We start from the raw sequence: 25,562 nt of genomic DNA, 5'->3' as shown, positions 1-25,562 counted from the left end.
CGTGGCGTCGGGACAGATGCAATGCCGGAGGCGGCGAGTTGCGAGCGAATGCGCCGGGCTGCATCCCCAGCGCCTTTCAGGAAAGGCGACCGGAAATCAACAGTGAGGCATACGAAAGAATCTGGCGACTATCGTCAGTGGGTAGGAGCCATGCACAGGCTACTGCCACCACTTACCTTCCTTCCGAGTCCAGTGGCACTCGAAGGCACAAGAGGACTGAGGAAAACTGCAATGGCTATTAGTCGCACCACGAGCGGCCCGGGACTGCCCACGGGATTTCCGTTCAGCCTCGCAGCCCAGGCAAACGGAATCTGCTATATCAGCGGGATGCCGGCGCTGGACGCTGACGGCAAGTTCATCGAGGGCACGTTCAGGGAAGAAGCCGACCGGGCGTGGGGCGCAATCTTCTCCATCGCTGAGGCTGCAGGCTACGCCCTCGACGACATGGTCTTCGTACAGATCGTGCTGGCGGACATCGGCCACTACGCCGAAGTCAATCAGTGGTGGCGTGCACAGTTCCCCGATGTCGACCGCGCTCCGGCTCGATTCACATTCCAGGCCGGGGCCCTGCCGTTCGGCGCGAAGATCGAGATCCAGGCAGTGGTCGCGCATGCACAGTGATGCCGAAACTCCGCCAGTCGAACGGCAGGTGCTTGCAGCGGACCCCGTGCCCGAGGTGAGACGCGCCGACATCGATGCCGCACGTGCCCGGTTGGGCACGCGTATCCGCCGGACGCCGACCCTTCGTATCGAGTCCGGTGAGTTCGGCAGCGACGTACCCGAGTTCTGGCTGAAGCTGGAATCGCTGCAGCACACCGGTGCGTTCAAGGCACGCGGTGCGCTCAACAACCTCCTGGCCCGTCCGGTCCCCGAGGCTGGCGTGTGTGCGGCCAGTGGCGGCAATCATGGTCAAGCGGTCGCATGGGCAGCGCGAGAACTCGGTGTTCCTGCGGCTATATTCGTCCCGACCACCTGTCCTCCCATCAAGCGACAGCGGCTTCTCGAATATGGAGCGGACCTCACTGTCGTGGGCGACGTCTATGACGAGTCGCTTCTCCACGCAGAGCGTTTCGCGCAGGACAGCGGCGCGCGCCTCGTGCATCCCTTTGATCAGGTACTGACGATCGCGGGAGCGGGGACAGTCACGGCAGAGATCAGCGAGGACGTCGAAGGGCTCGACACCCTCCTCGTTCCAGTGGGAGGCGGTGGCCTGCTTGCGGGCGCACTGGCCTGGCTGGACGACGTGCCGACCACGGTAGTCGCTGTTGAGCCCGTCACTTGCCGCTGCCTTGGTGCTGCCCTTGACGCGGGCAGGCCGGTCCACGTGGAGGTGTCCGGGGCAGCTGTGGACAGCCTCGGCCCCAGCCGTATCGGATCCATCGCCTTCAGCGCCGCTCAACGGAGCAAGGTTCACCATATCGAGGTGACGAATGAGGCCATCACCGCCACTCAGAGAATGGCATGGGAGCAGCTTCGTGTCGGGCTCGAAGGCGGCGGTGCCACAGCGCTGGCGGCACTGGTAAGCGGCGCCTACGTTCCGGCGCAAGGTGAACGGGTCGGAGTTCTCAGCTGCGGCGGCAACGTTGACATCGTCGCTCTCATCGGAGGTTCATCGTGAAGGCCCTTGTGATCGACGGTCCCGGCGCGCAGCCGAAGGTGACACAACTACCGGTGCCGGAGCGAGAACCTGGCATGACGCTGGTGAGAACTCTTGCCGCGCCACTGAACCCGATCGATTTCGCAGTAGCGGCCGGCACGTTCTACGGCGGCCATCCTCCCTACCCGTATGTGCCCGGGAATGAAGTGGTCGGCGAGGTCGTGGAAAGCGACCGATGGCCGACGGGCATGACCATCTGGGCAGGCGGCGGTGGTGCCGGCACCGCGCGCCACGGAGGAGCCGCGGAGTTCGCCCTGGTCGCTGATACACAGGTGGAGCCGGTGCCGACGGGCCTGGATCCGGCCCTTGCCGGAGCATTGGGACAGGCCGGTCTGACGGGCTGGCTGGCGACCACGTGGAAGGGCGGGGTGAGCGCTTCCGACCGCGTCCTTGTCCTCGGCGCCACCGGATCGGTCGGCTTCGTTGCCCTGCAGTCCGCAAAACTGGCCGGTGCCGTGCGCATCGTGGCCGCAGGCCGGGAGACATCCTCCCTGGAGACTCTCCGCGGCCTTGGCGCGCACGAAATCGTGCACCTCGGCGACCTGTCCTCCTCCGACCCTCAAGCGGAACTGGGCCAAAGATTCACCAAAGCCTTCGACGGCGACGGACCGACCCTCATCATCGACCCGCTGTGGGGCGCTCCCGCAACCGCTGCCCTCAGCAGCGCGGCGACCGGAGCGCGTCTCGTCCAGCTCGGACAGTCAGCCGGCGCGGAGACCACACTGACGAGTGCTGCCATTCGCGGCAGGCAGCTTGCAATCTTGGGATTCAGCATCCTCGCCGCTCCGGCAGATGTTCGTGGTGCGGGCTATGCGAGGCTGTGCAGCGCGGCGTTGGGTGGCGAAGTGCACATGCCGCTGACGCGCTACTCACTCGATGACGCAGTCGACGGATGGGCTGCTCACGGAGGGACCGGCACGGGCAAAGTCGTCATCATTCCGTAGGCCCTCCGGCTCGAGCAGCCCCCCTCCTGGGCGTCGAGGGAGCCGTCGGCATTGGCCAACCGCCCCGACGGGCTTGCCTTGCTCGTCGACAACCTTGCCTTGGGCGAGGGCGGTCCAGCGGTCAGCGTGGACTACGACACCCTCTGCGCTCAGAATCTGGCCGTCGGTACGGGCGGCGCGAACGTAGTTGATACTCAGTTCGAGTGTGGCGATGCCGGCAGGCAGAGTGGTGTGCACCGCAGAGGCCATAGCCGAATCGAGGAGAGTAGCCGCGATCCCGCTGTGGACGGTGCCGAGTGGGCAGAACGCGGCCGCTGCCCGCAAAGCCGGAGACCGGGAACTGGCCCGGCGGGTCGGCGCGCTGAGGCGCCCAACGCTGTCCGCATGGGCCAGCAATCTGCTCGTACGGGGTCAGCCCGACGCTGTTGCCGGTCTGCTCCGTCTCGGCGAGAGCCTGCGAGCAGCCCACCTGGAACTCGACCCGGAGCAGCTGCGTGAACTGTCCAGCCAGCAGCACCGCCTGATCGGTGCGCTCGCTCGCCAAGCCCGGCAGTTGGCAGCCGACGCCGGGCATCCGGTCAGTGAAGAAGTGCAGCGCGAGATCGAAGTGACCCTGCACGCGGTCCTGGCCGATCCGCAGGCAGCCCAAGAATGGGCCTCCGGTCGGCTCGTCAAGCCACTCACTCCGCCCGTTGGCTTCACCGCGGCCGCGGTCAGCGGCGCCCCGCAACGAGCGGCCCCCGCCCCGCCCTCGGCACTATCCGGGAATCGGGGGCGCTCGAAGCACCGGTAGCCCGCTCCCAAGAAGCGTGAAGGGCGGCCGTGACCAGTGGTGTGGGCGTGGCGTTCGGCCAAGGGCAGTCACTATTTGGCCCTCGGTGCGAGCGCGCAGCCGGGCGAGAATTCCATTGCTGCGGGCAGCGTCTTCCGCGGCTGCTCGCTCCGCCTGGAGATCGCGGTGGACTCGCTCGCACGTCGGGCACCGCCCGCCTTCCGCTGCCTGGTAGCCGTCGCTCACCGTGTCAGGGGTGACGTCCGTACGGCACCCCAACTGGAAGGAACTGTGTCCGTGTTCAGCCGCAGTCGTTGTTGTTGATCTTCAGTGAGCGGGTCTGGTCGTTGAGGTTGTAGGAGCGCAGGTCGTGGATGGAGCCGCCGCTCCGGGTGACACAGACCCACCGTCCGTGGTGATTGCGCTTCTCGTATACGCGGGCGGTCTTGCCGGAGTTGTTCCTGATGGAGCTGCCGTCGTCGCGGATCTGTGAGGGCAGGTCCTTCACGCTCCCGTCAGCCGCCCGACGGACCCAGGGCTGCCCTCCGAAGTTGATGTCCGGGTAGATGCAGACGTAGCCATCGGGGCAGGCCACCGCACGCACGGTGGAGGTTGTCGTAGCTGTGCCGGGGTTCATCACCGTACCGGTGGCCTGAGCCGACGACGGCAGGCTCAACGGCACCAGAGCAAGGACTGCGGCTACCGCGGAACGCGTCATGGTTGTCATCACACGGATACAGGTAGCGCGCCCCGCACCGCTCCACACCCCCCAGACCGGGCGCGCTCACCCTCCCGGGTCACGAAGTTCACCGCAGAAACGATCACCCTGACCTTCGCCGCGGGCTCTCTGGGACCAACCGCGTCCGTCTCCTATGCCTGGCGGCCTGCCGGGGTGTGCATAGGTGCGGCGTGCGGATCACGGGGCTGTTCCCAGTCAGTCACCTCCCGAGCGGGATAGGTCGTGCGCAGGCCGAACTTGGGGAACCCCAAGGGGCCGTCAGATGCTTCCTCGGAAAAGGCGTTCAGCTCTTTCGCCCAGTAATCAGAACCCATCTCTGGACCTCAAAGCTGATCGCCGTCTACTTGTAGACCTGGCTCAGCGCCCAGATCGCCCAGACGATCACGGCCAGCGGAATCACGACGGCCGCGGCGCCGAGCGCGACACCCGCCCGCGCCCGGAAGCGATCGGCTCCCTCCCGGCCCCGCATCCTGCGCAGAGCGACGATGCCTGAGACGACCGCAGAGATCCCCACGGGCACGAAGAAGTACACGGGAAGAAGGCGGACCCACATCGGGACCGGGACGGGCAGCAAGGGGCAGACCATCATCGCGACGGCGACAGCACCCAGTACAAGCGACGTCGTACCCCGCGACTGCTGCCGCGCCGCCACCTGTTCACTCGATCCGGCCATCTGCTCAACGGAACTCATACTCGGGATGCTAGGCAGCAGGTACCGCGCTCCGCTTGGGCGCGAGTACCTAGGTCGTCCTGAGTAGCCCGCAGCCGAATAGACGGCACGAGACCAGCGCAGGAGCGGGCAGCGCCTCCACAGGTCTGTAAGCCCTGTTGCTCCTAGTGCTGAATTCCTCAAAGGATGTACACATATCGGCGCCGTAGTAAGCGAGTTGGCGGTGTGGGTCTGCCCCAGACCAAGGGCTGGCACGGGAGTTGAGTTGGTCGGTGGCCAGGGCCGTGGCCTGGTCGATGTCATCGCGGGTAGCGAATGAACGGCCGGCGAGGGTGGCTTTGCGGAAGATGCGCCACCAGCCGGTCCGAGTGGACAGGCTGTTGTCACTGGACAGATTGTCGGTGACGATCCAGATCTCCCCGTCCGGGTGGGCCTGCTCGAGCCATTGCAGGAACTGCTGGTAGAAGACGCTGTTGCGAGAGGATGGGTCATCGTGACTGCCTGGCCGTCGGTTGGTCGCAGACCGCCGTAGACCCAGGTTTTCTCCGGTCCGCGGCTGTAGTCAAGTTCCGCATTGATCCCGTGCCCGCCCGGTGACCAGGTGGGTGCGGGCGGGAAGGTTCGCGGGATCACTGGCCCCAGCTCGTCGGCGCAGATCACCGCGGCCAACCCGTGGCGGCCCTCGGTATCAGCTGAGCAAGCAACTCCCACTTCCGGTCTGTGAGTTCATGACGGCGTATCACCCCGCCACGGGTTGTCAGGCTCGTATGGAGAGAAGAAGCGCCTCGTTCTGTGGGGTGTGTGAGATGCCGACGTATACCCTTCCCTGATTCACGACTGGTGCCCACCAAACGAGCCCGCCCCCCGTGTAAAAAGTCCAGCGTTCTTCGCCGGTTTCCAGGTTCAGGGCCCACACGTAGGCGCCGTGCGCTGCGTACACGACCCCGCCGGAAATCACCGTGTTGCCTCCGACCCGACCCTCAGCAGGAGCCCAGCGCTTGACACCCGTCGACGCATCCAGCGCTACGAACTGTTCCACGCCCCCCACGCAGACCAGGCCGTTGGCCACCGAGGGCGACCACCACCAGCCTTCGTGCGACCACCTCAGCTCCCCGCTGTCTGCCTCAAGCGCGTACAACCGTTCATTGCTCGGTGCATAGATCACGCCGTTAGCGACGACAGGAGCGTGCAAGAAAGCGCCGCCAGCCTCAAAGGTCCAGCGCAGGCGTCCAGTGCCTGCCTCCAGTGCACGCAGCCGGTGGTCATAGCTGGCGACGAAGACGAGGCCATCAGCAACGGCAGGCGCCGCCTGCACCTTGCCAAGGGTGCGAAACGGGCTGGACCAGCAGGGCTCGCCTGTCTCAGCATCCACTGCCCAAAGGCCAGTCTCCCCACCCACGTAGACCACACCGTCAGCCACAGCCGGGCGCGAGGTCTCCCACTCCCCAGTGGGCCAAGACCACGTCTCGCTGCCGTCCCGCGCATCCAGCGCGTACAGGCGCTGCGTATCGCTGACATACACGACTCCATTCGCTACCGACGGAGCCGAGGGGTACTGCAGGCGTCGCTTCCAACGCACGCGGCCGGAACCTGCCTGCACCGCCCACACATGTTCCGTGTCGCTGACGTACACCGTGTCCTCGTCGGTAGCCAAAAACGACGCCAAGCCGCCACTGGATCCCAGCGGGTGCATCCACTCGGGCTCTCGGCGCTTACCCGCGGGCTGGGGGGCGCCACTGCTGTCCTTGGGCAGCGGGGTGTGAGGGGGCCGGGTGATTCCGAGGCGTCCCGCCGCCCCCGCCTCGATGCGGGCGAACGGCTGCGAGCCCTCGTCGAGCCTGCCCTCCGCCGGGGTGGCGATCCAGGCCGGGAAGTCCGAGGATCGTCCGACGAGGTCGGCCATCCGGCCTGCCACACGGCGCCCCGTCTCGACCAGTTCGGCCGTAGGCACCGCTTCCAGGAGCAGGTAGCGCGCGTCCGGGGTGAACTCGAAGGCTGGCACTTCGACGTCGTCGAGTGGCTTGAGCAGGCCGCCGAGGAGTACCTCGGCCAAAGGGGCCGGGCCGTGGGCACCGGGTAGGCAGGCGTGGACCAGGCGCATGACGGGGACGGTCACCGGGGAGTAAGCAGCCAGGTGGGCGGCGAGCCGGTAGGCGTCCCGGGAGGCGGTGCGGCGGAAGTCGGTGACCGACAGTGCAGGGCGGGGTGAGAGGCTGCCGGAAGCGGTGGGTGGGGTCCACAACGACAGCGGTGTGAGACGACCGATGGCGGTCAAGGATTTGGTCCAGGCGGCCAGGGAGGCGGGGGCCGTTTCCAGCACGGGGATGGGCGTGCGGCCTGGGGGGAGCGGGGTGCCGGGAAGCGCTGGGTGAGTGACCGTCCAGGTGACGTTGGGCGAGCCGCGGCGGTGCTGGGCCACGTGCCAGGTATCGGCGGTGAGGAAGGTGCCGGGCCACATGCGGCGGGGCAGGGTGTGGACGACGGCGGTCGGGCCGAGCCGGGCCACGTGGTTGAGCAGTCTGCGCACGCGGCCGTCGGTCCAGACGGTGCGGGTGCCGTCGGTGAGGGCGAGGACCATCGTGCGGCCGGTCGGGTCGAACAGGTTGGCGTACGGGTGTTGCAGGGCGCGGTCCAGGGGGACTGTGCGGATCTCTCGGAAGGCGCCGCAGCGTTCGAGCAAGGACTGCAGTTCGCGGGCGTGGCCCCGCCACAGCTGCATGGACAGGCCGTCGTCCACGACCAGGACCAGCCGCAGCCAGCGCTCGGGGACCGGGCGGTCCACGACGTACGGGACGCCGGTGTCGGCGCGGGCAGCGGCGGTCGCTGCCTCGTCGAGCTCCCGGCCGGACATGCCGGGGACACTGCGCTTCAGTGGACGCAGGGCTCGGCCCAGCTTGAGCTGCCGGGACAGGGCGCGAGGCCCGGGCAACCGTACGGGCTTGGCTGTCCCCGGGCCGGTCCGGACTGCGCCGCGGCCGGACTCTTCTTCAGTGCTGTACGCCGGAGGTGCGGCATGCGCCCCTACGGCCGGGGCCGCGTCCCGGGGGGGAAGTGCGGACCCGGGGAACGACTGGTGGGACTCCTGGGTGGGCGGACGGGCGGCAGCGATAGCCCGCGCCACAGGTGCCGCGGCTCCGGTCGGCAGCCGTGCGGCAAGCCACAGGGCGTCGGCCAGCTCCGGGCCGTCGAGCTCGACTCCTGCGGCGGCGAAAGCCGCCTGCAGCCGTCCGAGCGGCGCGGTCACTCGGCGTCGCCTGTCCCGCTGAGTTTGTGCAGGACGGTATCGAGCAGCCCGTCCGCCAGCCGGGCCCCGCCCGCACGCAGGAACACGGCGTTGAGCAGCTGGTCGGTAGCCAGCTCGCCCCAGGCCCGGCGGTGCAGGAAATCCTCGATGAGGTCGTCGGCTCCGTCCAGCGCCTCCTCGCCCAGTCGTACGGAAATGATCTGCCGCAGCCGCTCCCCGTCCGGCTGCGTCAGGTGCAGCGGTACGCAGCGGCGCAGGAAGGCGGGCGGGAAGTCACGCTCGCCGTTGCTGGTGATGACGACCACGGGGAACTGGGTACAGCGCACGATGCCCCGCTCGACGCCGGTGCGCGCTCCGCGGTCCGCTGTGAGGACGTCGATCACCGGCTGTTCCTCGGGGAGCCGGGCCAGTTCGGGGATCTCGAAGCTGCCCTCCTCGAAGACGGTCAGCAGGTCGTTGGGCAGGTCGACGTCTCCCTTGTCGAGCTCGTCCACCAGTAGTACCCGTGGCCGGTCCGACGGGGCCATGGCCGTACCGAGCGGGCCGAGCCGTACGAAGGTGCCGATGTAGGGCCGCTCGCCACCGGGTTCGGTCTCCTGAAGGCGTCCGATGGCGTCGTAGCGGTAGAGCGCGTCCTGCAGCGTGGAGCGGCTGTTGACCGGCCAGTGCAGCACCGGCCCGAGATCCAGTTCCCCGGCGACGGCATGGGCCAGCGAGGACTTGCCGGTGCCGGGCAGGCCGGTGACGAGCAGCGGGCGGCGCAGGTAGAGGGCGGCGTTGACGACTTCGATCTCGAACTCGCCGAGCACATACGCGCGCTCAGACGGAACCGGTGAGGGGCGGACGGTCGCGAACCGGCGCCACGGGGGCGGTTCGGGGAAGGTGGTCGGTCGACCGTTCCGGCTCCGGAAGATGCGCCAGTCCACACTCTCGTTGCTGTTCATCGGCGGTGATCTCCTGGGTCAGGGGCAGGACAGCCGGCAGTGGCAGGCTCGGATCGTCGTACACGAGTGAGAGGCGGCCGGGGCACGCGGCCGGGTCCACGAGCGCTTTGGCCCGGTAGGCGCGGATCCGGTCAGGCAGAGCGCCGAGGGCGGCGCCGCGGGGAAACAAGGGGTGGAAGAAATCCTCCCCCAACGGGCCCGGGAGTTCACGTTCCCAGAGCACCACCCTGTAGCCCAGCTCGACGGCCAGCCACGCCATATCGAACCGGTAGGGCTTCTCGGCGGTGATCAGGGCCAGCCCGCGGGCTTGGTCGGCCTGGAGCGCTCCGTGGGCGGCCCAGCCGTCGCGGTGCAGGTCGGTGAGCACGACGGGGGCCCCCGGCGCCAACCGGCGGCCCCTGTAGGAGCCGGCGGCGGCTGCGCAGCGGAGCACCACTGGGTGGTCGACGGCCAGGAGTTTCGGTGCGCGGCGTCCGGGAACGGTGCAGTGCCAGGTGTCGACCGGCACGGCGAGCCCTTCCAGGGGAACGAGGATCTCGACGACCGGGCTGGTGGCGCCGAGCGTGTCGACGGCCTCGGCGACCAGTCGCGTCACCTGCGCGGCGGTGTGCCCCCCGCCCCCGCTCGACGATCCGGGCACGAGTTGGCCGTCGCCGATGTCCGACCACACCGCGCAGGTGTACGTTGCGGCGTCGTCCCAGTCGGCGCCCGCGCCAGCGTCCAGCTGGACGACGACCCGGCCGCGGCCCAGGGCCGGGCGGGTCGCGGCCCACTGCCGGGCCTCATCCCGCCAGCTGGCGGCCACTTCGGCGCTGCCGCCGACACGCAGCACGGTTTCGAGCCCCCACGCACGCAGCGCTTCCGCGTCGGACTCGGGCACGAGGGCTGCGAGGAACTCGGTGAAATGGACGAGTGGAGGGTACTTTCCCAGGCGGCGCTTCTCGAGTTCCCGTACCCATGCGACCAGGCGCTGGTACGAGTCCTCCTCGGCCGGGAGATCCGGGAGGATGACCCACGGCAGGGCGGCCTGGAGGCAGGCCAGCACCTGCGGACCGGACAGCTCGGGCAGGCCGCGCAGGATCTGCAACAGCCGCTCGTACTCCATCGGCGACAACAGGCCCGGAAGGTTGCGGGTCGCGCCCAGTTCCCGGATCTGGTTCGCGTACGGGCTGCCCGCCCGGTGCAGGCTCTCGGTGAACGCGGCCATGGCCCTGGGATGGGTGTAGAGCGCGCAGGCCACCTCGTCGGCCGAGGCCTGCCCCTGAACCCCAGACGCCGGACACTCCGCGGCCAAGTGCTGGGCGTGCCTGGCGAGCTCGCCGACATCGGCGAAAGCGGTGCGGACGGTGAGGGCGAAGTCGCGGAAGTCGGGCGTGGCGGGCGGGGCCGGGAGCGCGGCGCGGTGGAGCTGCTCCTCATCGCCACTGAGGTGCCGGACGTGGACGGCGGTGGGAAGGGCGACGGAGGGCTTGCCGATGGCCAGCTGCCGGAAGTGGGCGGCGAGGTGGCCGGTCAGGGCAGCCAGGTCAACATCCCGCGCGGGATCGGTGGCGGCGGCCTCCAGGTGGTCGAGCACAGCCTGGGAGAAGAGGCCCTCTCCAGGGTTGTCGGCAGCCTCGCCTGCGCGGGTGGCGTACAGCATGAACTGCTCGACGCCCGGAATGCGCTGGGGTTCGGGGAAGTAGGCGACGGCCGGGTCCGGGTCACCGCTGTTGAGCCGTTCGTAGTAGGTGGCGCAGGAGTCGACGAGGAAGACCTGGCGCCGGAACCCGGTAAGTTCATGCCTGGTGAGGTATTCGCGCAGGTTGGTGAAGTTGAGGCAGCGCCGGTCCTCCCAGGTGGAGTTGGGGCAGTACAGCAACCGCTGGTCATTGCGGGCCATCACGCCGTGACCGCCCCAGAAGACGTACAGCGTGCCACCGTCTCCGCCGGGTCTCGGACCGTCCCGGAAGACGTCCATCAACTGGTCGCGGGAGACGGCCTCGTTGTACCGCACCCCCAGCGCCTGCGCCTGGGCACGCAGGCCGTCACCGCTCAGCGGGGCTAGCCACAGCTGGATGTTCTTGGCGGGCACGCGCCTGCGGCGAAGCCAACGGGTGAAACGCAGCGCATCGGCGGCCGGGCCGGGCAGTTGCCAGACCCCGTACTGCTCCAGGCCGACCACGACCGCATGGTCGTTCTCCGTGGTCACCCCAGCCACGTCCGGACCGCGTCCCAGACTGCATTGTTGTCCCAGTAGGCGCTGTGTGCCTGGGGGAAAGGCTGTCCGTTGTCGACGCGGACGTCCCGTACCCGGCCGCGGAAGACATCGGTGGCACGGAAGGAGAGGAAGTCGCGCGGGTCGTAGATATTGAGCCAGCGTTCGGGGAAGTAGGGCGGCAGGAGGTCCGGGTGCTCTCGGGAGACCAGAGCGCCGGTCTCGTAGAAAAACGCGGCCTGCGAGCCCACGGTGATGAGCTGGTCGACCCGCGGGACGGACGCCAGCGCCAGCAGGTCGACGGCGGCGATTCCACCCAGGCTGTGCCCGATCACGGTGATCCGGTCGCCCGGCGTGTCCTCGACGGTACGGCGCAGCAGGCTCCGCACCCCGTCGCCGCGTGCCTGGTAGCGCAGGATATCGGCGGCGAATGCGAACCCGTGATCGGTGTACGAGCCACGCCTGCGGTGCACCCGCCAGGTGAGCCCGTGTGCACTGGCTCGCTTCAGGCGTTCCGCCAACGAGCGTGCCTGACCACCGAGTTCAGCGCTGATCCGGGTGGCAAGGGCATCGCGCGCGAGACCGGTGAGAGCGGTGTCGCGGCGCTCGGCGGCTGCTGCGAGCGTGTGCGCGGTGAGCGCGCGGGCGGCGGCGTGGCGGTGTTCGTGGCCACCTGTGTCGGCGGTACGAGCGGCCTCCTCAAGCTCGGGGGAGCCGCGGAGGGCGACAACAGCTTCGGTGAAAAACCCGCCGAGATCGTGCCGGGCAAGCAGCGCGAGAAGCTCCGCAGACGGGGTGAGGCTCCTGATCGCAGTGAGGAACTCCTCGGCCGGCGGTAACCGACCGGGCACGGTCCGGACCACTGGTGGGGCACCCAGGCCGAGCAGCCGCAACTCGTACCAGGGATCGGTGTAGAGCACGCCCCACAGGGCGATGTCCTCGTCGGCCTTCTCGTCCGCTCCTCCGCCGGAGTCCGCGTAACCGGGGATGGAAGCGCCGTTGAACAGCAGCCGGGCGCCTTCCTGCGCACCCCAGAAGCAGCCGCGGACTTCCCGCCCGGGTGATGTCGCCCGTATCGCGTCGCGGACGGTGCTGAAAGTTCTGGTGTATTTGTCGGCACGCACCCCGGTGCCATGCACGAAGACAACCGCCCGTTCCACGCGTCTCCCCCATCGCGTTGCCGCCTCGGCGACAGTAAACCGATGCTAGTGGTTCTTCGCGCGGTCAACGCCGTTTTGGTACGGATCGGCCTTCGCCGCACGGCACCAGTTCGACGCTGTCTTCTCGGCACGGCGCGGCTGCTGAGACTCGCTGCGTCCCTTGTGTCGGGAAGCTGTGGCCATTGGTTGCTACGGATCTCGCGGGCGGGAGAGCGGCTTCCTCGTCTGCATCACGGCTTGGCCGTGCCCGTAACACCACTTCAAGCACCCGCCCCCGAGCACCCCAACCACCCAGCCACCAGCATCTATACCCACCGAAAGCGGACCTTCGGCCGATGGTCGACCTGCCGTCGTGGAGGTTCATCGGATGAGGGGGCGCAGCACGGGGATGCTGGCACCGGTGCCGGTCAGGCCGGTGAGGATGGCACCCGCGACGGGGACGGCGCTGCAACCTAACGCGGATCGTTCAGGACAATCGCCGCGCCGATGGTGTTCTCGTCCGCGCAGGATGTCGCTGACGCCCTGAAAGGCAAGGAAGACCTGCTGCCCAAGGAGATCCTCGCCCAGTTGGGGGCTGTGGCCAGCACGGCAGCCTTCGCCAAGACGATTGCGGCAGAGCGGGTACCCCATCCGGGTTCCACGTCAATGCACGCGTAGACGGCGCGGCCGGTAGCGAAAAGGGAGCAGGTGCCACGCCCCGGGAGTTGGGCGTGGCACCTGCGTTCCTGTTGTTGAACATGCTGCTGGACGGGACCTTCAGCTACTGCACCGCGGGCGTCGCCTATTGCGCTCTGATGGGCGGTCACCGGTGTGTGGGCGTGGCGGAGTTCGGGCGAGGTTGGGGCTTTTGGCTGGACTTTCTGGGTGTGGGGTAAACCGTGTCCTTGGCCATATTGGCCTTGGGGATGTGTCTGATGAGCTTGCGTCGAACATACGTACCCTCAAGGAGGATTCGAAGTTGAGACGCATACGCACCCTGTCGGCGGTGCGGCACGTGGCCGCAGGCGCCGTCCTCGCTCTGCTCGCGGGAGTGGGAACGGCGTCAGCCGCCGGCTTCACGCCGAGTCCTACCCCTTCCGCTCCTCCGGCATCGCGTCCAGCAGCCGGGCCCGAAGACGCGACAGCCGCCGGATCGCGCCCCGTATCGGGCAAGAACCCCTCAGCCGGGCCGCAGTTCAAGAAGAGTGGCAGCACATGGCGCGTCATCACACCCGAGACCATCTTAAGTAACACAGTCACCGACGCAGACGGCGACAAGAGCACCCTGACCTTCGAGGTGTGGACAACTGACGCCAACGGCAAGCCCAAGACCCAGGTCAAATTGACCGACGCCAACCCGTACGGCGTTCTGGTATCGGGCTATGTGGCGTCGGGCAAGCCCGCGTCCGTCCCCGTCCCGTACGGGAAGCTGAAGCCAGGCGTGACCTACACGTTCCACACCAACGCCTTTGACGGCAGCCTGTACGAGACAACCTGGTCACCGTGGGCCAACTTCCGCATCGAGCCCTACGTGAAGTTCCCTGCGCCGCAGGCATCGTCGACGATCGACCCGGTCGCGCAGAAGATCATCGAGTTCACGCGTACCGACCCGGGCCCGGCGCTGCCGACCCTGCGCAAGGACGGCACGACCCTCAAGGCCCCCACTCAGAAGCGTACGTGCGGCAAGCCTGACGCACAGGGGCACAAGCTGTGTGTCGAGCTGAACCCGCCGTCCAAGAAGGCCAGGAACGCGCTCCGGGCGTCCGCGCCGCTGGGCCCGGGCGTCGATCTGGTCGACTGGTGCTACGACAAGCCGTCCGGCAAGGACTACATGAGCCGCACCGAAGCCTGCATGAAGACCATCGGCAGCGGCACACTGATCTTCACCGACACCGACCCGAACAAGCCCGCGCTGGGTACCGCCACCTTCAACATCGAGCAGCGCATCAAGACCTACCCGAAGAAGGGCGACAGCGGCTCTAACTTCGCCGAGTTCGACCAGCAGATCATGCTGGTACCGACGCACATCGACCCCGTCCTCAAGGGCGTCCGCATGAAGTGGAACGTCGGGTCGACGTGTAAGTCCTGTGTGACGTCGAACATCAGGTGGGCGGACGACCAGAACAACCCAGCGGGTGGTGATGCGTACTGGCCCATCGAGATGGACGGCCGGTACGGCGGCCGGTGGGGAACCATCCAGACCACCTGGTCCGGCACGGGCAAGGAGATCATCGACCTTGGATGGTCGATCACCGCCACCGTGGACGCCGGCGGAAACCCCGCAACAGCCAACTTCGGCACCAGCGGTGACGTGCGCGTCAGGGAACTCGCCCCGCGCTGCGACGACATCCTCAAGGGTGTGGCGCCCGGCTGTGTGCTGCCGTTCTTCAAGCCGACGTACACCGTCGACACCAACCTGTACCCGGCGGCCGGTGCGTACTACTGGCTGATGCAGGAGAAGATGCCCGACCACGCCGGCTCGGTGAAGTGGGACTCCCTCCTGCACTATCTCGGCCCGGACACCACCGCGACCCGGCCCGACGGCAAGCCGTGGACGTCGGATGACAGCCGTGACAAGGTCTGCCCGAGCAGCTGGGCGGCGCACCGCGCCGACGCCTCCGTGGGAACGATGGACTGCGACGAGTACGCCATGGCCTCCACCCACGAGAGCGGCGGCTTCCCCGGCGGCGTCAACCAGGTGTCCTCCGGGGACCAGTGTGCCCAGCTCTTCACGGACAAGCTGGGTGACGGCAGCGCCAACTTCGGCCTCCTCGCAGACACCCGGACGGCCACGAACGGGCCCGCCTGGAAGGAGCGGTGCGGGCGGGCCGGAATCGAGTCAACCCAGAACCGGAAGGCATTCAACAAGCTCAACCCCGCCATCTGGCGTCTACTGGACAATGACGGATTCTTCGTCAGCAACCCCGGCTTCGAGCACTGCGCGTATGCCGACACCACCTGCGCCTGGCGCAAGGTCGGCTGACACGACCTGACATGAGTGAGGGGGACCGGCACCGGCCGGTCCCCCTCACTCATGTCATCCGTTCCACGGCCGCCACAATGCCTCTTCGTTCGCATCACCTGGTGGCCCCCACACAAGGCCGCCGTTCAGCAGTCCGGGCTTAGGCCATGTGGCAAGAGAGGGCACCTCAAGAGCATCCGCCATCCCCTCCAGGAAGGCCGTCAGCGACTCGAACTCGGTACGACGGTCGATCGACTCAGACCAGCGGCAGACCTCTCCACTCTCGGCATCAAGGTAGAGGCCGGAGGTGAAGTCGTGCGTGCTCCACGCGCAGAAGGGAATCCAGGAGGGCTTCCAAAGGAAGGGCTCGTCACTTCCCCAGTCCCGCTGGAGTTCCATGCGCTCCCGGTAGACCAGGGCCACCGCGTCGAGATCCATCAGCGCCCAGTTGTACTCGGGGAGGAACCCGGCCCCAGGCTCATCTAGGTGGCCTGCGCGAAGCTGCCACAGCGCCTTCAAGGACGCCGGGACGCGCACGCCGATCGCTTCTTCCAGCGCGGCTATCTCACCCTCCGAGGCGCCTGGCTTGAGCAGATCGCATGAGGCGGAAGCATGCTCACACAGCCACGCCTCAATGCGCCGCCACGCGTCCGTCACCTGCCGCGCTTCGATCTCCTCCTGATGGGGATCTGGAGCCGCGACGGCCTCCTCTTTCGGCTCGACGGCAGCCGGATGCGTCTCTTCGATACCCCTGATCTGTAACTGTCCCTCCTCCAGTAGCGGAGGGCCGTAGGCGTAGTGCACGGTCAGCGCCGGGCAGTCTTCGAAGGTCTCGCCGTCGATCTGCGCGATGTAGAGCGACCGGTCACCCGTGGGGCTGCCCAGCAGGGGGTCGTCCTCAAGCTGCGCGCACAGCACCTTCAGGGCGTAGCCGACACCTTTCCCCAGCCCTTTGCAGCGCGCCTGTATATCCGCCGGTACTTCAACAGCCATCGCCTGCTCCTCGTCAGTAGCCGGATACCCAAGACTCTCAGACCCCGGAGCCGTGGCGGCCGGCTGGCCTGTATCGGAGCCCGGCCGGACGGGCCGGGCTGCAATCCGGGTCAGCCCCCGACTGCTGGGTCTTCTGGTGGGGCTTTGACTACGGGGGCGAAGCGAGCCGATCCAAGCCGTCGCCGCCTTCGGCGCCGCGGTGGCCGTTGGCGGTGCAATGTGTAGCTACCGCATGGTAGTTGAACGCCTTCGCGCCGCACGGTGATGCGGGTGCCGGCCGGGTAGCCGGCACGGCAGCTTTGCTTGATGTGACGATTGCTGCCGCACCCTCACCGTCGCCGAGGGCCTTTATGCCCCCGGACACCTCGGGGAGTTGACTCAGCAGGTCCCCTTCGGGCATATCTCCTCCAAAGCCCAGCGGTCTGTCTACGAAGCGTCTTGCCGCTGTCAAATACGGACAGTGATGATAGAGGAGAGAGTGCTGCTGGCCGGAGAAGGCGGGCGCGAGCGGGTGCTACTGCCTCTCGATCATTCGGCGGGCTGCGGTCAGTGCACCGTCGGTGCGCACCCGCCCTGCCAGAGTGTGTGCGGTCTCGACCACCTGGGGGGCGAGGGCTCGGCCCAGCGCTGCGGTGAGGGAGTCGGCCGTCGGGTCGCTGACCGCGAGGGCGCTGCCGATTCCGAGCTGGTCGACGCGGCGGGCGAAGTAGAACTGATCGAACATCTGCGGGACGATCACCTGGGGCGCCCCGGCTGCGGCGGCCGTCGTGGTCGTGCCCGCCCCACCATGGTGCACGACTGCGGCGACCCGCTGGAACAGCGCTTGCTGGTTCACGTCTCCGATTGCCAGGCAGTCGGGCGCGGCTTCGTCGAGAGACAGCTCGGCCCAGCCGCGGGCGAGGATCGCGCGGCGGCCGAGTGCGCGGGCGGCTGCGATCATCTTCCGGGCGATGCTTTCGGGGGCGCGTACGCTGCCGAATCCGAAGTAGATCGGTGGCTCGCCAGCGTCGAGGAACTGTTCCAGCTCGGGCGAGAGCGGCCGGTGATCCGTCAGCGTCCACGCCCCGGTCTGGAACACGTTCAGCTCCGATGGCTCGGGCCACGGTGCCAGGGTCGGATCGGCGGCCAGCCACGGGGTGTCGGTGAAGATATGACGGCTTACATCGCTCACCGGGGCGAGCCCGGCAGCCTCTCGCTGTGCGTTAAGTGCCGCGCTCCACATGACATTCCAGCGCTGTGCGTCCTGGGCCCACAGGGTCTGGTTGTCGACGGGGCTGTCCGTCGGCTTTTCTCCCAGCAATCCGAACACGGGCGGCGCGTGGTGCGGCGAGGGCAACGTGATCGGTGCGAACGCGGCGTACACGTAGCCGATACCTCGCTGCTCGGCCACCGAGTGGGCGGCGATCGCCAGAGCACCGCCTCCCACGATCATCCCGCATCCCTCGGCGGACGAACCCACCGCCGCGAACTGATCCGCAACCGTGCCCTCGATCATCTGTCGCCGCTGCTCGGGTGTGAGCACTGCCCCTGCCGGCCGCTTGGCTGTGGCGTGCAATTCCGGGCCGACCGGGACGTAGGTGATCCCCAGCGACTTGGCCCACTCTTGGAAATCAGGAGGTGCGCAAACCACGGCCTCCTGCCCCAATTCCTTCAGCTGCACGGCCAGAGCGATCACCGGCTGGACCTCTCCGCGCGATCCGATAGTGGACAACAGCACCCGCATGTTCACTCCCATACTCTTGCCGCGCTCGTGACGCGGAGGGCCATCTTCACCCGATATGGGGGGCTTGCGGCAAGATCCCCCATGCGATATACCGTTAAACGGGAGATGGAAGTAGGGCGACTTGCCCGCCTCGGGTCCCGAACGGCGATGCCGAGTGCAGCGAGCGGTCCCATCCGCCCCCGGCGGCATGACAGGCTGCGCTCCGCCTCCACACGCGTACGACCGGCCAGGCGTATCCGAACGACCGAGACCGCACCGCGGTCGTGTGAAGGCAGCCGCAGTCAGGGTCGGGATGAAGTGCCTGAGTTGTCCTTGGCATCCCGGGTGGAGGAGTGCTGGAAAGTGACCTCGGAGTTGGCCTTGCTCGGGCCGTCGAGCAACGGCTCGTCCTTGCCGCGCAGCTGCTCGTCGAAGAAGGCGCCCACGTAGTCACGGGTGATCTCCGCAGCTCGCTTGCCGGGCAGGCCCTTCGGGTCGTCATGGCCCAACTGCCCGGCGAGCGGGGCCAGATCGGTGAACGCGAAGTGGTCGGCTCCGGCGACCGTGGCCCAGCGCTTCCAGCCCTCGAGCTTCTTCCAAGCCACGTCCCACGTCTTGTCCTCGCTGCCGGGGCTGTGGTCGGCCTTGGTGCCCAGCATCAGGAAGGGCCGCCCGGAGAGGCCGGACTTGCTGCCGGAGTCGATGAACGGGCCGTCCATGTTCACCCCGGCGCGCACGCGCGGATCCTGGGCCATGGTGGCGGCGGTGCCAGCGCCGCCCAGGGAGTGCCCGGCCATCCCGACCCGGCCCTTGTCAATCATGCCGGCGTGCTTCCAGGGCGACGTGCTCCCGATCAGCTGGTCCAGCGCGAAGGAGAGGTCCTTGGCTCGGCCCTCGGCGGCGGGCTGGAAGCTGGTGGGGCCGACCTTCCCGCAGGCCGTGCACGGCAGGATGCCCTTGCCAGGGAAGTCGACGCCCGCAGCCTCAAAGGCGTGGTCCACGACCGCGACGACGTAGCCGCGGCTAGTCAGGTCCTCGGCCAGGCCGGTGAGAGTGGCGCCCGGCGTCTTGAAGCCAGGCGAGAAGACGACCAGCGGGAACTTCCCCGACTCGGGCTTCGCGTCGGCGTATGTGTGGGTGCGGGTGCCACTGAGCACCTTGGCGGGGACCTCCAACTTCATTTGCTTCAGGAAGGCTTGGGCCCCCTCGGTGCTCATGTACGGGGCGGGCTTGCCGGTTCCCTTCTGCGCCGGGTAGTACATCGACACCATCAGCTCCCTGTCGCCCGCCTTCGACACCCAGGGGTCACGGCGGCCCTTGTCGACAAGGTGCAACGAGTCGCGGCTCACCGCGTACTCACCGGTCGGGGCGGAAAGTGCGAGGCCCTCCTTCCGGTCCTCCGAAGCGGCAGCGTGAGAGGACGAGGGGGAGGGCACGGCGGCCGAATCCTCCTTCCGGTCCTCCGAAGCGGTAGCGTGAGAGGACGAGGCGGAGGACACAGCGGCCGAATCCTCAGAACTGCAAGCGGTCAGGGTGGTCACGCCCGCGGCGACAGCGCCGGCAAGCAGGACGGCAACGGCTCCACGACTGTGTGCGGACATTTCCATCACCTTTCTCTCTGTGGCCGCGCAATTCTGTGACGGCCTTGGAATACCAACGTAGAAAAACCGAGACCGGAAAGAATCACGCCGGAGAGCCAACCCGAGCAGTAGCTCTTAAGGACTAGAGGCCCCCGGGAGCACGGCAGGCATGCGTTCCGTCGGCGCCTGGTGGGCCCGCACGATTATGGAGACCGGGGCCGCGGCTCTGATGTACACGCGCTCCGGGAGCGTCCCGAATCAGATGGTCGCCCGCCCGGCGCGAGCGGAGCGGCACGCACAGTCCTTGGGCTGTGCGTGCCCCTCGAACGTGGGCCGGGTCGGCCCTGCCCCAGGTCGGAACGGGCCGGCCAGGGGGCTTGGCGGGACGGCGAGGTCAGCGTGCGTCTTTGGTGAGGAAGTCGAGCAGGATCTGTCGGCTGGTCTGGGACGTGAGGCTGCCGTAGGCGTCGTCGAAGGCGTGCTCGGCGAAGGGCAGTTCCTTGACCTCGGTGTCGACGCCCTTCTTCTTGAGCGCGTCGCCGAAGGCGGTGATGGTTTCGGGGCGGGCACTGCGATCGCGGTCCCCGACCACCAGCAAGGTGCGGGGCAGGCCGGGGTGGATGTCGGAGGTCGGGGACACCTCGCGGTAGCGGTCCGGGTACTGCTGCGGCGTACCGCCGGTGAACATTTCCGCGGCCTCGCGGGTTCCGGCCACATCGTCCTTCCACATCTGCGTGACGTCGGCGCCGGGGTAGAAGCCGACCACGGAGGCCAGAGGCTTGGGGGGGTGCCTCGGTGGTCTTGATGGTTTCGTTTGTGGAGGCGGTAGGCGGTGTTCATCGCCAGGGTGCCGCCCGCCGACATGCCCCCGAGCGAGATCCGCGAGCTGTCGATGCCGTACTCGTCGGCGTTCTTCTGCACCCAGCGCACGGCAGAGACGAGGTCCTGAGGGGCCTTGTTCCAGGTGGGCCGGTCGGGGCCGGCGAGGCGGTAGTCGACGGCAAAGACGGCGACCCCGTGGTCGACCAGCCAGCCGCCGGTGCCGCGCAGGTCGCTCTTGTCGAAGGTGTGGAAACCGTCGGCGTGGGCGAGCACGATGGCGGGCACCTGCTTGCCCGGGTTCTTCTTGGGGAGGTACGCGTCCACCTGAAGTGGCTTGCCTTCGGGGCTGGCGTACGTCTTGGTTGCGTCCGGCTTCGCTGCCGGATAGGCGAGTTCGGTGAACGCCTGGCCCAAGGAGATGTCGACGCCGGCGTTCTGCGCAGCACGGAACTGGATTCCGCCGATGGCCAGGGCACCCAGGGTGCACAACGTCGTGATGACGGTGACCGTGCGGCCCCAGCGCACCAGGCCGGCACGCCGGGCCAGCGCGGCGAGGACGGCTGCCGCGACGGCGAGCAGGGCTAGGTGGAAGGGATACTGCCCGCCCAGGACCGGCCCGATCACTCCGGCTTTGGGATGGCCGGAAAGCACGCGCCGAGGACGATGGCGACGGCCAGGAAGGCGAGGAACGAGGCCAGGACGGCGGCGATGACACGCAGGATCCGGACCGACCCGCTGGTCGGTGCGGTGGGACTTCTGTGCGTGGTCATGGCTGCGCTCCTGCGGTTGTACGTGGGCGGAACTCGGCCGCCTGCTGGACTGATTGGGAGCCGCAACATCCTCGGGAACCGCATGTGAAGCGGCCAGGGCGAACTCACTCAATAAAGGTAAAAACCGGGCCCCTGGTTCGGCCTCCCGCTACGGAGCCATTCCTTGGAATGGCTCTCAGGCAGGGGTGCATAAGACATCAGCTGCCACAGGCTCAGATTCCGCTGAGGCCCAGCCTCGCCGTGGGGTCACAGGTTGGTGCGGCCTCGGGCGACCAGGCCCGTCTCGTAGGCGAAGACGGCTGCCTGGGTGCGGTCTCGCAGCTGGAGCTTGTGCAGGATGCTGCCCATGTGGGTCTTGATGGTCTGTTCGGCGACGACCAGCTTGCCGGCGATCTCCGCGTTGGAAAGCCCTTGGGCGACGAGCGTCAGTACCTCGGTTTCGCGGTTGGTGAGCCCGTCGACCCGTACGTGGGCGGGTGGCTTCGCCGAGCTCGAGCTGCTCAGGCGGGAGAACTCGGTGATGAGCCGCTTGGTGATCTCCGGAGACAGCAGAGCTTCGCCGGCGGACACGGTGCGTACGGCTTCGGCCAGTTGGACTCCCGAGGCGTCTTTGAGGAGAAATCCGCTGGCGCCGGCACGCAGCGCTTCGTACACGTACTCGTCGAGGTTGAAGGTGGTCAGGACCAGGATCTTGGTGGGCAGGTCGGCCTGCGCGGTGATCTGGCGAGTGGCGTCGATGCCGTTCAGTCCGGGCATCCGGATGTCCATGACGATCACGTCGGGGCGTAGTTCTTCGGCCTTGGCGACGGCTTCCAGGCCGTCCACGGCGGTCGTGATCACTTCGATGTCGGGCTGGGCGTTGAGAAGCACCGAGAAGGCTTCGCGGACCATCGCCTGGTCGTCGGCGATCACCACTCGAATCGTCATGCGGTTTGTTCCCTGTCTGTCCGAGCAGTCGGGGCGGCAGGCACCGGCAGCAGTGCGGTGACCTCGTAGCCGCCGTGGGGTGTTGTACCTGCGGAGAGCTCTCCGCCGAGCATCGCGGCGCGTTCGCGCATACCCAGGACGCCGTGGCCGGCTCCTGGTGAGGGCTGGGCGGTCTGTAGTCCGGGGCTGTTGAGGATCCGCAGGTGAAGAGCGTCTTGGGAGTAAGTGAGCTCGACGCGGGCCGTGGCGCCCGGGGCGTGGCGCAGTGTGTTGCTGAGCGCCTCCTGCACGATCCGGAAGGCCGACAGTTCCACGCCTTCGGGCAGCGGGCGGCGGGCGGCGGAGATCACCACTGTCACGTCGAGCCCGGCCGTACGCACGCTGGCGAGCAGGCCGTCGAGCCGTTCCAGGGTGGGCTGCGGAGCCTCGGGAGCGTTGCCGTCGGGATGGTCCTCGGAGCGCAGCACTCCGAGGAGGTGGCGCAGCTCAACCAGCCCCTCCAGGGCGCCCGCGCGGATGTCGGCCAGCGCCGTGACCAGTTCCTTGGGCGGATCCGCGACACGGTACGGGGCGGCATCGGCCTGGATGGAGATGACCGACATATGGTGGGCGACCACATCATGCAACTCGCGTGCGATGCGGGCGCGTTCCTCCAGAACGGTGCGGCGTGCCCGCTCCTGCACGATGGCTGACTCCTGCTCCGCGAGCCGGGTGCGGACCTCCCGGGTCCTGCGCACCCCGATCGCGGCGGCCACGGCGAGAGCGAACATCACCAGAACAATCACGACGAAGCGCCAGGGCCCGATCCCGCTACCCGATAGCTGCAGCCCAAGCAGCAGCACGGTGCTCAGCAGCACTGTCTCGACCATCACCCGCAGTGGGTTGCGCAACGCGATCAAGAACAGCAGCCCGGCATGCACAGCCCACGCCCACCCCTCGTACGCGCTGAAAGGCTGATGGAGCGAGAACACTGGCACCATCACCAGCGACAGCCACCAGGCCGGCACCGGCCAGCGCAGCGCCAGCACGAGCAGCGCCGCGTGGACCATCCCGACGGGCCTCGTCGAGATGTCCTCTGTGCCCCCGTGCGCGGCTAGAACCGTCACCGCGACGACTGCGAGATGCGGCAGCCACCGCAGCGAACTCGGCCCGCTCATGGGCGGCATCGGCTGCGGGGCCAGCGTGAACAGATCCTTCCTTACGGTGTGCAGTGCTCCGCGCACTGCCCCCTTCACAGCCGTGTCCATGCGCTCAGTATGGTCCAGTTCATCCATCAGTCTGTTCCCTACCGGTCGTGGAAAGTCCAGCTGCGCGGTCGTGTCCGCGCCTGCCGGTGGGCAGAACGCGGCTCGGCATACGGCCAGGGCAAGAGCGAAGGCCGGGAACCAGCACAGGCGGGCGATCAACCAGCGGGGGCCATCCACTGTGGTGTGCAGCCCAGGGAGGGGGCCAAGGGCCAGCAGGTCGGTGGTGACCGCGAGCATCGCGGTCTGGTGCCAGGCGAGGATCGCGGCATCCGCGCGGCCGACCACCCGGGCCGTCATCCGGACTGTCCGCCTGGAAGTGGCCCTGCGTAGCGGCTCGTACAGGAGCAGGGCCAGACCGCATTGCACCAACCCCAGTGACACGGCGGCCAAGTTCGGGCCTGTGGTCGTCGACCCTGTCACACCGAAGGTGCTCACGGGACCGCCAGCCCGGACGACCAGCCCTGCGGCGGCCGCAGAACCCCCTGTCAGCAGGAGCCAGCCGGCACGCCGCGTACCGAACCCGTCCCGTGCCCACATCGCACCCAGGCCGAAGGGCACCAGCCAGCCGACCACCGCATTCACCCAGCCGAGCCAGTCCAGCGCTCCGACACCGAGGCGGATCACGTCCACATGCAGGACGACGGCGATCGGCCACAGCGGCCCGATGCGCGCGGCAATCGGGGTCACCGCGGTGAACAGGGCGAGGACCGGGAGAAACCACAGCGGGGACAGGGCGATGTCCAACTCCACCAGGAGCATCCCGATGTCGACGCCGAGGGCCAGCATCACGATCGCTGCCGGGGTCCAGAGCCCGAGCAGCCATGCCACGGGCCCGAACAGCCGGGACAGCCGTCGACCGAGCCACTCGCGGTAACTGACACCTCGGCTCTGGGCCCGTGCGTAGCTCTTGGCGGTGGCATGCACTTGGACGAGAAACAACACCGCCAGGGGCGGCACCACCCAGGACACCGGCGTGAGCCAGGCCAGGTGTTGCAGCTCACTGAATTCCGCCAGCCGCCCCCGACTGCCGTCAACGGCACCGTGCAGCAGCCAGTTGCCCGCCACTACACCTACGACGGTGATGGCCCAGAGCGTCTCCAACGCCGGGTCATGACCGTCATGCTGCGCAGCAGCTCCGGCATCGGCCACTCCTCGAGCGGACCGCGTGGTGCCGATGCCGCTGGGGGCGGCACGGCTCAGAAGGTCAGTCACCGCTCACCTCCTGGGCCGTTCCGAGCGCGATGCGAGCGAGGTTTTTCAATGACACGGAGTGCGGTGCCAGGTAGTCGCTGTGACCCGCGGCACCGCTGGCGAACACCCGGGCCCCGAAGGCAGCAGAGGTGGGGTCGGCGCCGAATCCGACCGTTGTGCCAAGGAACGTGGCGCTGACGTTGGGCACGTACGAGATCCAGTCCTGCTCGCCTCGGGCGGCCCAGACCCGTGCGGCGGTGCCCCACTGAGCCAGCGAATCCGCGCCAGTGCCCGGACTGCCGTAGACGGCGATGTCGGCGACTTCGAGCCCGCTCGCCGCCCGGCCACACACAACAGATCCGTAGGAGTGGCACATCAGCGAGACCCCTGCGGCGTCGTTGGCCTGCTCCAGGGCGGAAACAAAGCCACGCAGTTCGCGTGCTCCATCTTCGGCGCGGGTGGTCGTCAGCACATCCGTACTGATCGTCTTGGGCGGGGTATATCCGAGCCAGGCGACTACCGCGACCTTGGCTTCAGGGGCTTGGCGGTGGATCTGCTCCTGGAGCGAGCGGGCCGCCCCGCCGATCCTGGAGGACGGGCCGTCAAACGTGTCCAGGGTGGTGTCCGAACCAGGAACCAGGATCGATATCCGGTCGGCGGCGGCCAGGTCACCGAGCACCTCGACCGCGCGGCCCTCGCCCCGGCCGTCGAACGACAGGAAGTGCCGGCCGGGAGCGGCCAGGGCACGCAGCGCGCGCTCCCGCGGAACATCACCGGCTGCCTTCGCCATCTCCGCAGCCTCGGCGATGTTGCCGCGGTTGGCCGTGTAGCGGGCGTCGAGACTCTCGGCGGAGAGGGCGGGCAGCGCAGCCGGGGCCGGTGCGGGAGTGCGGGGCTCAGCAGCAGCCCAAACCGGACCGCACAGCGCGGCGGTGATCATCGCCGCCAGTACGCTCCGCCGTAGCCGGGCAACTCGGGTTCGGACGCTCACGATACTTCCCCTCCAGACGTTCATCTGGAGGGGAAGTTACGGAGCGAACCTGCTGGTCAGCCTCACGCTGC

Annotated in this window: 22 protein-coding genes and 1 pseudogene; 7 read left to right on the top strand and 16 right to left on the bottom strand. The window is 68.1% G+C overall.

The window, feature by feature from the left end:
- The first annotated feature begins 21 nt into the window (after positions 1 to 21).
- From OG905_RS38725 to OG905_RS38715, 3 genes are read left to right on the top strand one after another with little or no spacing between them, the layout of a single operon-like run.
- Positions 22 to 621 carry a RidA family protein gene (locus OG905_RS38725; RefSeq protein WP_328681934.1) on the top strand — a complete coding sequence of 200 codons (600 nt, stop codon included), beginning with the start codon at positions 22 to 24 and terminating at the stop codon, positions 619 to 621.
- A complete protein-coding gene (locus OG905_RS38720; protein WP_328681931.1) occupies positions 611 to 1,618 on the top strand; it encodes a threonine/serine dehydratase in 1,008 nt (335 codons plus the stop codon). Before OG905_RS38725 ends, OG905_RS38720 begins: the two co-directional genes overlap by 11 nt.
- Positions 1,615 to 2,601 (top strand): quinone oxidoreductase family protein, encoded by a 987-nt coding sequence (locus OG905_RS38715; protein ID WP_328681929.1) that lies wholly within the window; start codon positions 1,615 to 1,617, stop codon positions 2,599 to 2,601. Before OG905_RS38720 ends, OG905_RS38715 begins: the two co-directional genes overlap by 4 nt.
- On the opposite strand, the gene OG905_RS38710 is transcribed toward OG905_RS38715, so the two are convergent.
- A complete protein-coding gene (locus tag OG905_RS38710; protein WP_328681927.1) occupies positions 2,527 to 2,850 on the bottom strand; it encodes a PaaI family thioesterase in 324 nt (107 codons plus the stop codon). The genes OG905_RS38715 and OG905_RS38710 overlap by 75 nt on opposite strands.
- Between OG905_RS38710 and OG905_RS38705 the strand changes: the two genes are divergently transcribed.
- Positions 2,813 to 3,394, top strand: a complete 582-nt coding sequence (locus OG905_RS38705) for a hypothetical protein (protein ID WP_328682859.1) — start codon at positions 2,813 to 2,815, stop codon at positions 3,392 to 3,394. The genes OG905_RS38710 and OG905_RS38705 overlap by 38 nt on opposite strands.
- Positions 3,395 to 3,674: 280 nt before the next feature.
- On the opposite strand, the gene OG905_RS38700 is transcribed toward OG905_RS38705, so the two are convergent.
- The 6 genes from OG905_RS38700 to OG905_RS38675 all read right to left on the bottom strand — a co-directional run bounded on the left by OG905_RS38700 (position 3,675) and on the right by OG905_RS38675 (position 12,327).
- Positions 3,675 to 4,091 carry a peptidase inhibitor family I36 protein gene (locus tag OG905_RS38700; RefSeq protein ID WP_328681925.1) on the bottom strand — a complete coding sequence of 139 codons (417 nt, stop codon included), beginning with the start codon at positions 4,089 to 4,091 and terminating at the stop codon, positions 3,675 to 3,677.
- A 361-nt stretch (positions 4,092 to 4,452) separates the two neighbouring features.
- The gene (locus OG905_RS38695; protein ID WP_328681922.1) at positions 4,453 to 4,803 is read right to left on the bottom strand and encodes a hypothetical protein; all 351 of its coding nucleotides are present in this window, start codon (positions 4,801 to 4,803) and stop codon (positions 4,453 to 4,455) included.
- Between the two features lie 736 nt (positions 4,804 to 5,539).
- Positions 5,540 to 8,026 carry an SAV_2336 N-terminal domain-related protein gene (locus OG905_RS38690; RefSeq protein WP_328681919.1) on the bottom strand — a complete coding sequence of 829 codons (2,487 nt, stop codon included), beginning with the start codon at positions 8,024 to 8,026 and terminating at the stop codon, positions 5,540 to 5,542.
- The gene (locus OG905_RS38685; protein ID WP_406301132.1) at positions 8,023 to 8,835 is read right to left on the bottom strand and encodes an AAA family ATPase; all 813 of its coding nucleotides are present in this window, start codon (positions 8,833 to 8,835) and stop codon (positions 8,023 to 8,025) included. The genes OG905_RS38690 and OG905_RS38685 overlap by 4 nt, the downstream gene beginning before the upstream one ends.
- A 10-nt stretch (positions 8,836 to 8,845) precedes the next feature.
- The gene (locus OG905_RS38680) at positions 8,846 to 11,161 is read right to left on the bottom strand and encodes a hypothetical protein (RefSeq protein ID WP_328681918.1); all 2,316 of its coding nucleotides are present in this window, start codon (positions 11,159 to 11,161) and stop codon (positions 8,846 to 8,848) included.
- The gene (locus OG905_RS38675; protein ID WP_328681917.1) at positions 11,158 to 12,327 is read right to left on the bottom strand and encodes a hypothetical protein; all 1,170 of its coding nucleotides are present in this window, start codon (positions 12,325 to 12,327) and stop codon (positions 11,158 to 11,160) included. Before OG905_RS38675 ends, OG905_RS38680 begins: the two co-directional genes overlap by 4 nt.
- Positions 12,328 to 12,813: 486 nt before the next feature.
- Between OG905_RS38675 and OG905_RS38670 the strand changes: the two genes are divergently transcribed.
- Both OG905_RS38670 and OG905_RS38665 read left to right on the top strand, forming a co-directional pair.
- On the top strand, positions 12,814 to 12,984 hold the full coding sequence (locus tag OG905_RS38670) for a hypothetical protein (RefSeq protein ID WP_328681915.1): 171 nt from the start codon (positions 12,814 to 12,816) through the stop codon (positions 12,982 to 12,984).
- A gap of 301 nt (positions 12,985 to 13,285) precedes the next feature.
- A complete protein-coding gene (locus tag OG905_RS38665; protein WP_328681913.1) occupies positions 13,286 to 15,289 on the top strand; it encodes a hypothetical protein in 2,004 nt (667 codons plus the stop codon).
- 54 nt (positions 15,290 to 15,343) lie between these two features.
- Here the strand turns inward: OG905_RS38665 and OG905_RS38660 are convergent, their stop codons facing one another.
- The 5 genes and pseudogenes from OG905_RS38660 to OG905_RS39285 form a co-directional block, all read right to left on the bottom strand.
- Complete coding sequence (locus OG905_RS38660; protein WP_328681910.1) at positions 15,344 to 16,261, bottom strand: SMI1/KNR4 family protein; 918 nt, start codon at positions 16,259 to 16,261, stop codon at positions 15,344 to 15,346.
- A 514-nt stretch (positions 16,262 to 16,775) separates the two neighbouring features.
- Positions 16,776 to 17,984, bottom strand: coding sequence for a glycosyltransferase (locus OG905_RS38655; protein ID WP_328681907.1), 1,209 nt, complete (start codon positions 17,982 to 17,984; stop codon positions 16,776 to 16,778).
- A gap of 281 nt (positions 17,985 to 18,265) precedes the next feature.
- Positions 18,266 to 19,312 carry an alpha/beta hydrolase family protein gene (locus OG905_RS38650; RefSeq protein ID WP_328681905.1) on the bottom strand — a complete coding sequence of 349 codons (1,047 nt, stop codon included), beginning with the start codon at positions 19,310 to 19,312 and terminating at the stop codon, positions 18,266 to 18,268.
- 625 nt (positions 19,313 to 19,937) lie between these two features.
- The gene (locus OG905_RS38645) at positions 19,938 to 20,309 is read right to left on the bottom strand and encodes an alpha/beta hydrolase (protein ID WP_328681903.1); all 372 of its coding nucleotides are present in this window, start codon (positions 20,307 to 20,309) and stop codon (positions 19,938 to 19,940) included.
- Between the two features lie 50 nt (positions 20,310 to 20,359).
- Positions 20,360 to 20,638 (bottom strand): annotated as a pseudogene (locus OG905_RS39285) (alpha/beta hydrolase); the annotation flags it as partial.
- On the opposite strand from OG905_RS39285, the gene OG905_RS38640 reads away from it, so the two are divergent.
- The gene (locus OG905_RS38640; protein WP_328681901.1) at positions 20,561 to 20,950 is read left to right on the top strand and encodes a hypothetical protein; all 390 of its coding nucleotides are present in this window, start codon (positions 20,561 to 20,563) and stop codon (positions 20,948 to 20,950) included. The pseudogene OG905_RS39285 and the gene OG905_RS38640 overlap by 78 nt on opposite strands.
- 35 nt (positions 20,951 to 20,985) lie before the next feature.
- On the opposite strand, the gene OG905_RS38635 is transcribed toward OG905_RS38640, so the two are convergent.
- From OG905_RS38635 to OG905_RS38620, 4 genes are all read right to left on the bottom strand, one after another.
- Positions 20,986 to 21,135 (bottom strand): hypothetical protein, encoded by a 150-nt coding sequence (locus OG905_RS38635; protein ID WP_328681899.1) that lies wholly within the window; start codon positions 21,133 to 21,135, stop codon positions 20,986 to 20,988.
- A gap of 246 nt (positions 21,136 to 21,381) precedes the next feature.
- A complete protein-coding gene (locus OG905_RS38630) occupies positions 21,382 to 22,062 on the bottom strand; it encodes a response regulator transcription factor (RefSeq protein ID WP_328681897.1) in 681 nt (226 codons plus the stop codon).
- A complete protein-coding gene (locus OG905_RS38625; RefSeq protein WP_328681895.1) occupies positions 22,059 to 24,521 on the bottom strand; it encodes a histidine kinase in 2,463 nt (820 codons plus the stop codon). The genes OG905_RS38630 and OG905_RS38625 overlap by 4 nt, the downstream gene beginning before the upstream one ends.
- A complete protein-coding gene (locus tag OG905_RS38620; RefSeq protein WP_328681894.1) occupies positions 24,514 to 25,491 on the bottom strand; it encodes an alpha/beta hydrolase in 978 nt (325 codons plus the stop codon). Before OG905_RS38620 ends, OG905_RS38625 begins: the two co-directional genes overlap by 8 nt.
- Positions 25,492 to 25,562 lie beyond the last annotated feature (71 nt).

Source organism: Streptomyces sp. NBC_00322 (assembly GCF_036147535.1).
Lineage (GTDB): Bacteria > Actinomycetota > Actinomycetes > Streptomycetales > Streptomycetaceae > Streptomyces.
This window is presented reverse-complemented; position numbering and strand designations above follow the sequence as displayed.

Bases quoted from the DNA above. Each gene is read 5' to 3' on its own strand.
- OG905_RS38630 (WP_328681897.1), bottom strand. From the start codon at position 22,062: ATGACGATTCGAGTGGTGATCGCCGACGACCAGGCGATGGTCCGCGAA.
- OG905_RS38670 (WP_328681915.1), top strand. From the start codon at position 12,814: ATGGTGTTCTCGTCCGCGCAGGATGTCGCTGACGCCCTGAAAGGCAAG.
- OG905_RS38710 (WP_328681927.1), bottom strand. From the start codon at position 2,850: ATGGCCTCTGCGGTGCACACCACTCTGCCTGCCGGCATCGCCACACTC.
- OG905_RS38720 (WP_328681931.1), top strand. From the start codon at position 611: ATGCACAGTGATGCCGAAACTCCGCCAGTCGAACGGCAGGTGCTTGCA.
- OG905_RS38695 (WP_328681922.1), bottom strand. From the start codon at position 4,803: ATGAGTTCCGTTGAGCAGATGGCCGGATCGAGTGAACAGGTGGCGGCG.
- OG905_RS38705 (WP_328682859.1), top strand. From the start codon at position 2,813: ATGCCGGCAGGCAGAGTGGTGTGCACCGCAGAGGCCATAGCCGAATCG.
- OG905_RS38655 (WP_328681907.1), bottom strand. From the start codon at position 17,984: ATGCGGGTGCTGTTGTCCACTATCGGATCGCGCGGAGAGGTCCAGCCG.
- OG905_RS38725 (WP_328681934.1), top strand. From the start codon at position 22: ATGCCGGAGGCGGCGAGTTGCGAGCGAATGCGCCGGGCTGCATCCCCA.
- OG905_RS38660 (WP_328681910.1), bottom strand. From the start codon at position 16,261: ATGGCTGTTGAAGTACCGGCGGATATACAGGCGCGCTGCAAAGGGCTG.
- OG905_RS38700 (WP_328681925.1), bottom strand. From the start codon at position 4,091: ATGACGCGTTCCGCGGTAGCCGCAGTCCTTGCTCTGGTGCCGTTGAGC.
- OG905_RS38635 (WP_328681899.1), bottom strand. From the start codon at position 21,135: ATGACCACGCACAGAAGTCCCACCGCACCGACCAGCGGGTCGGTCCGG.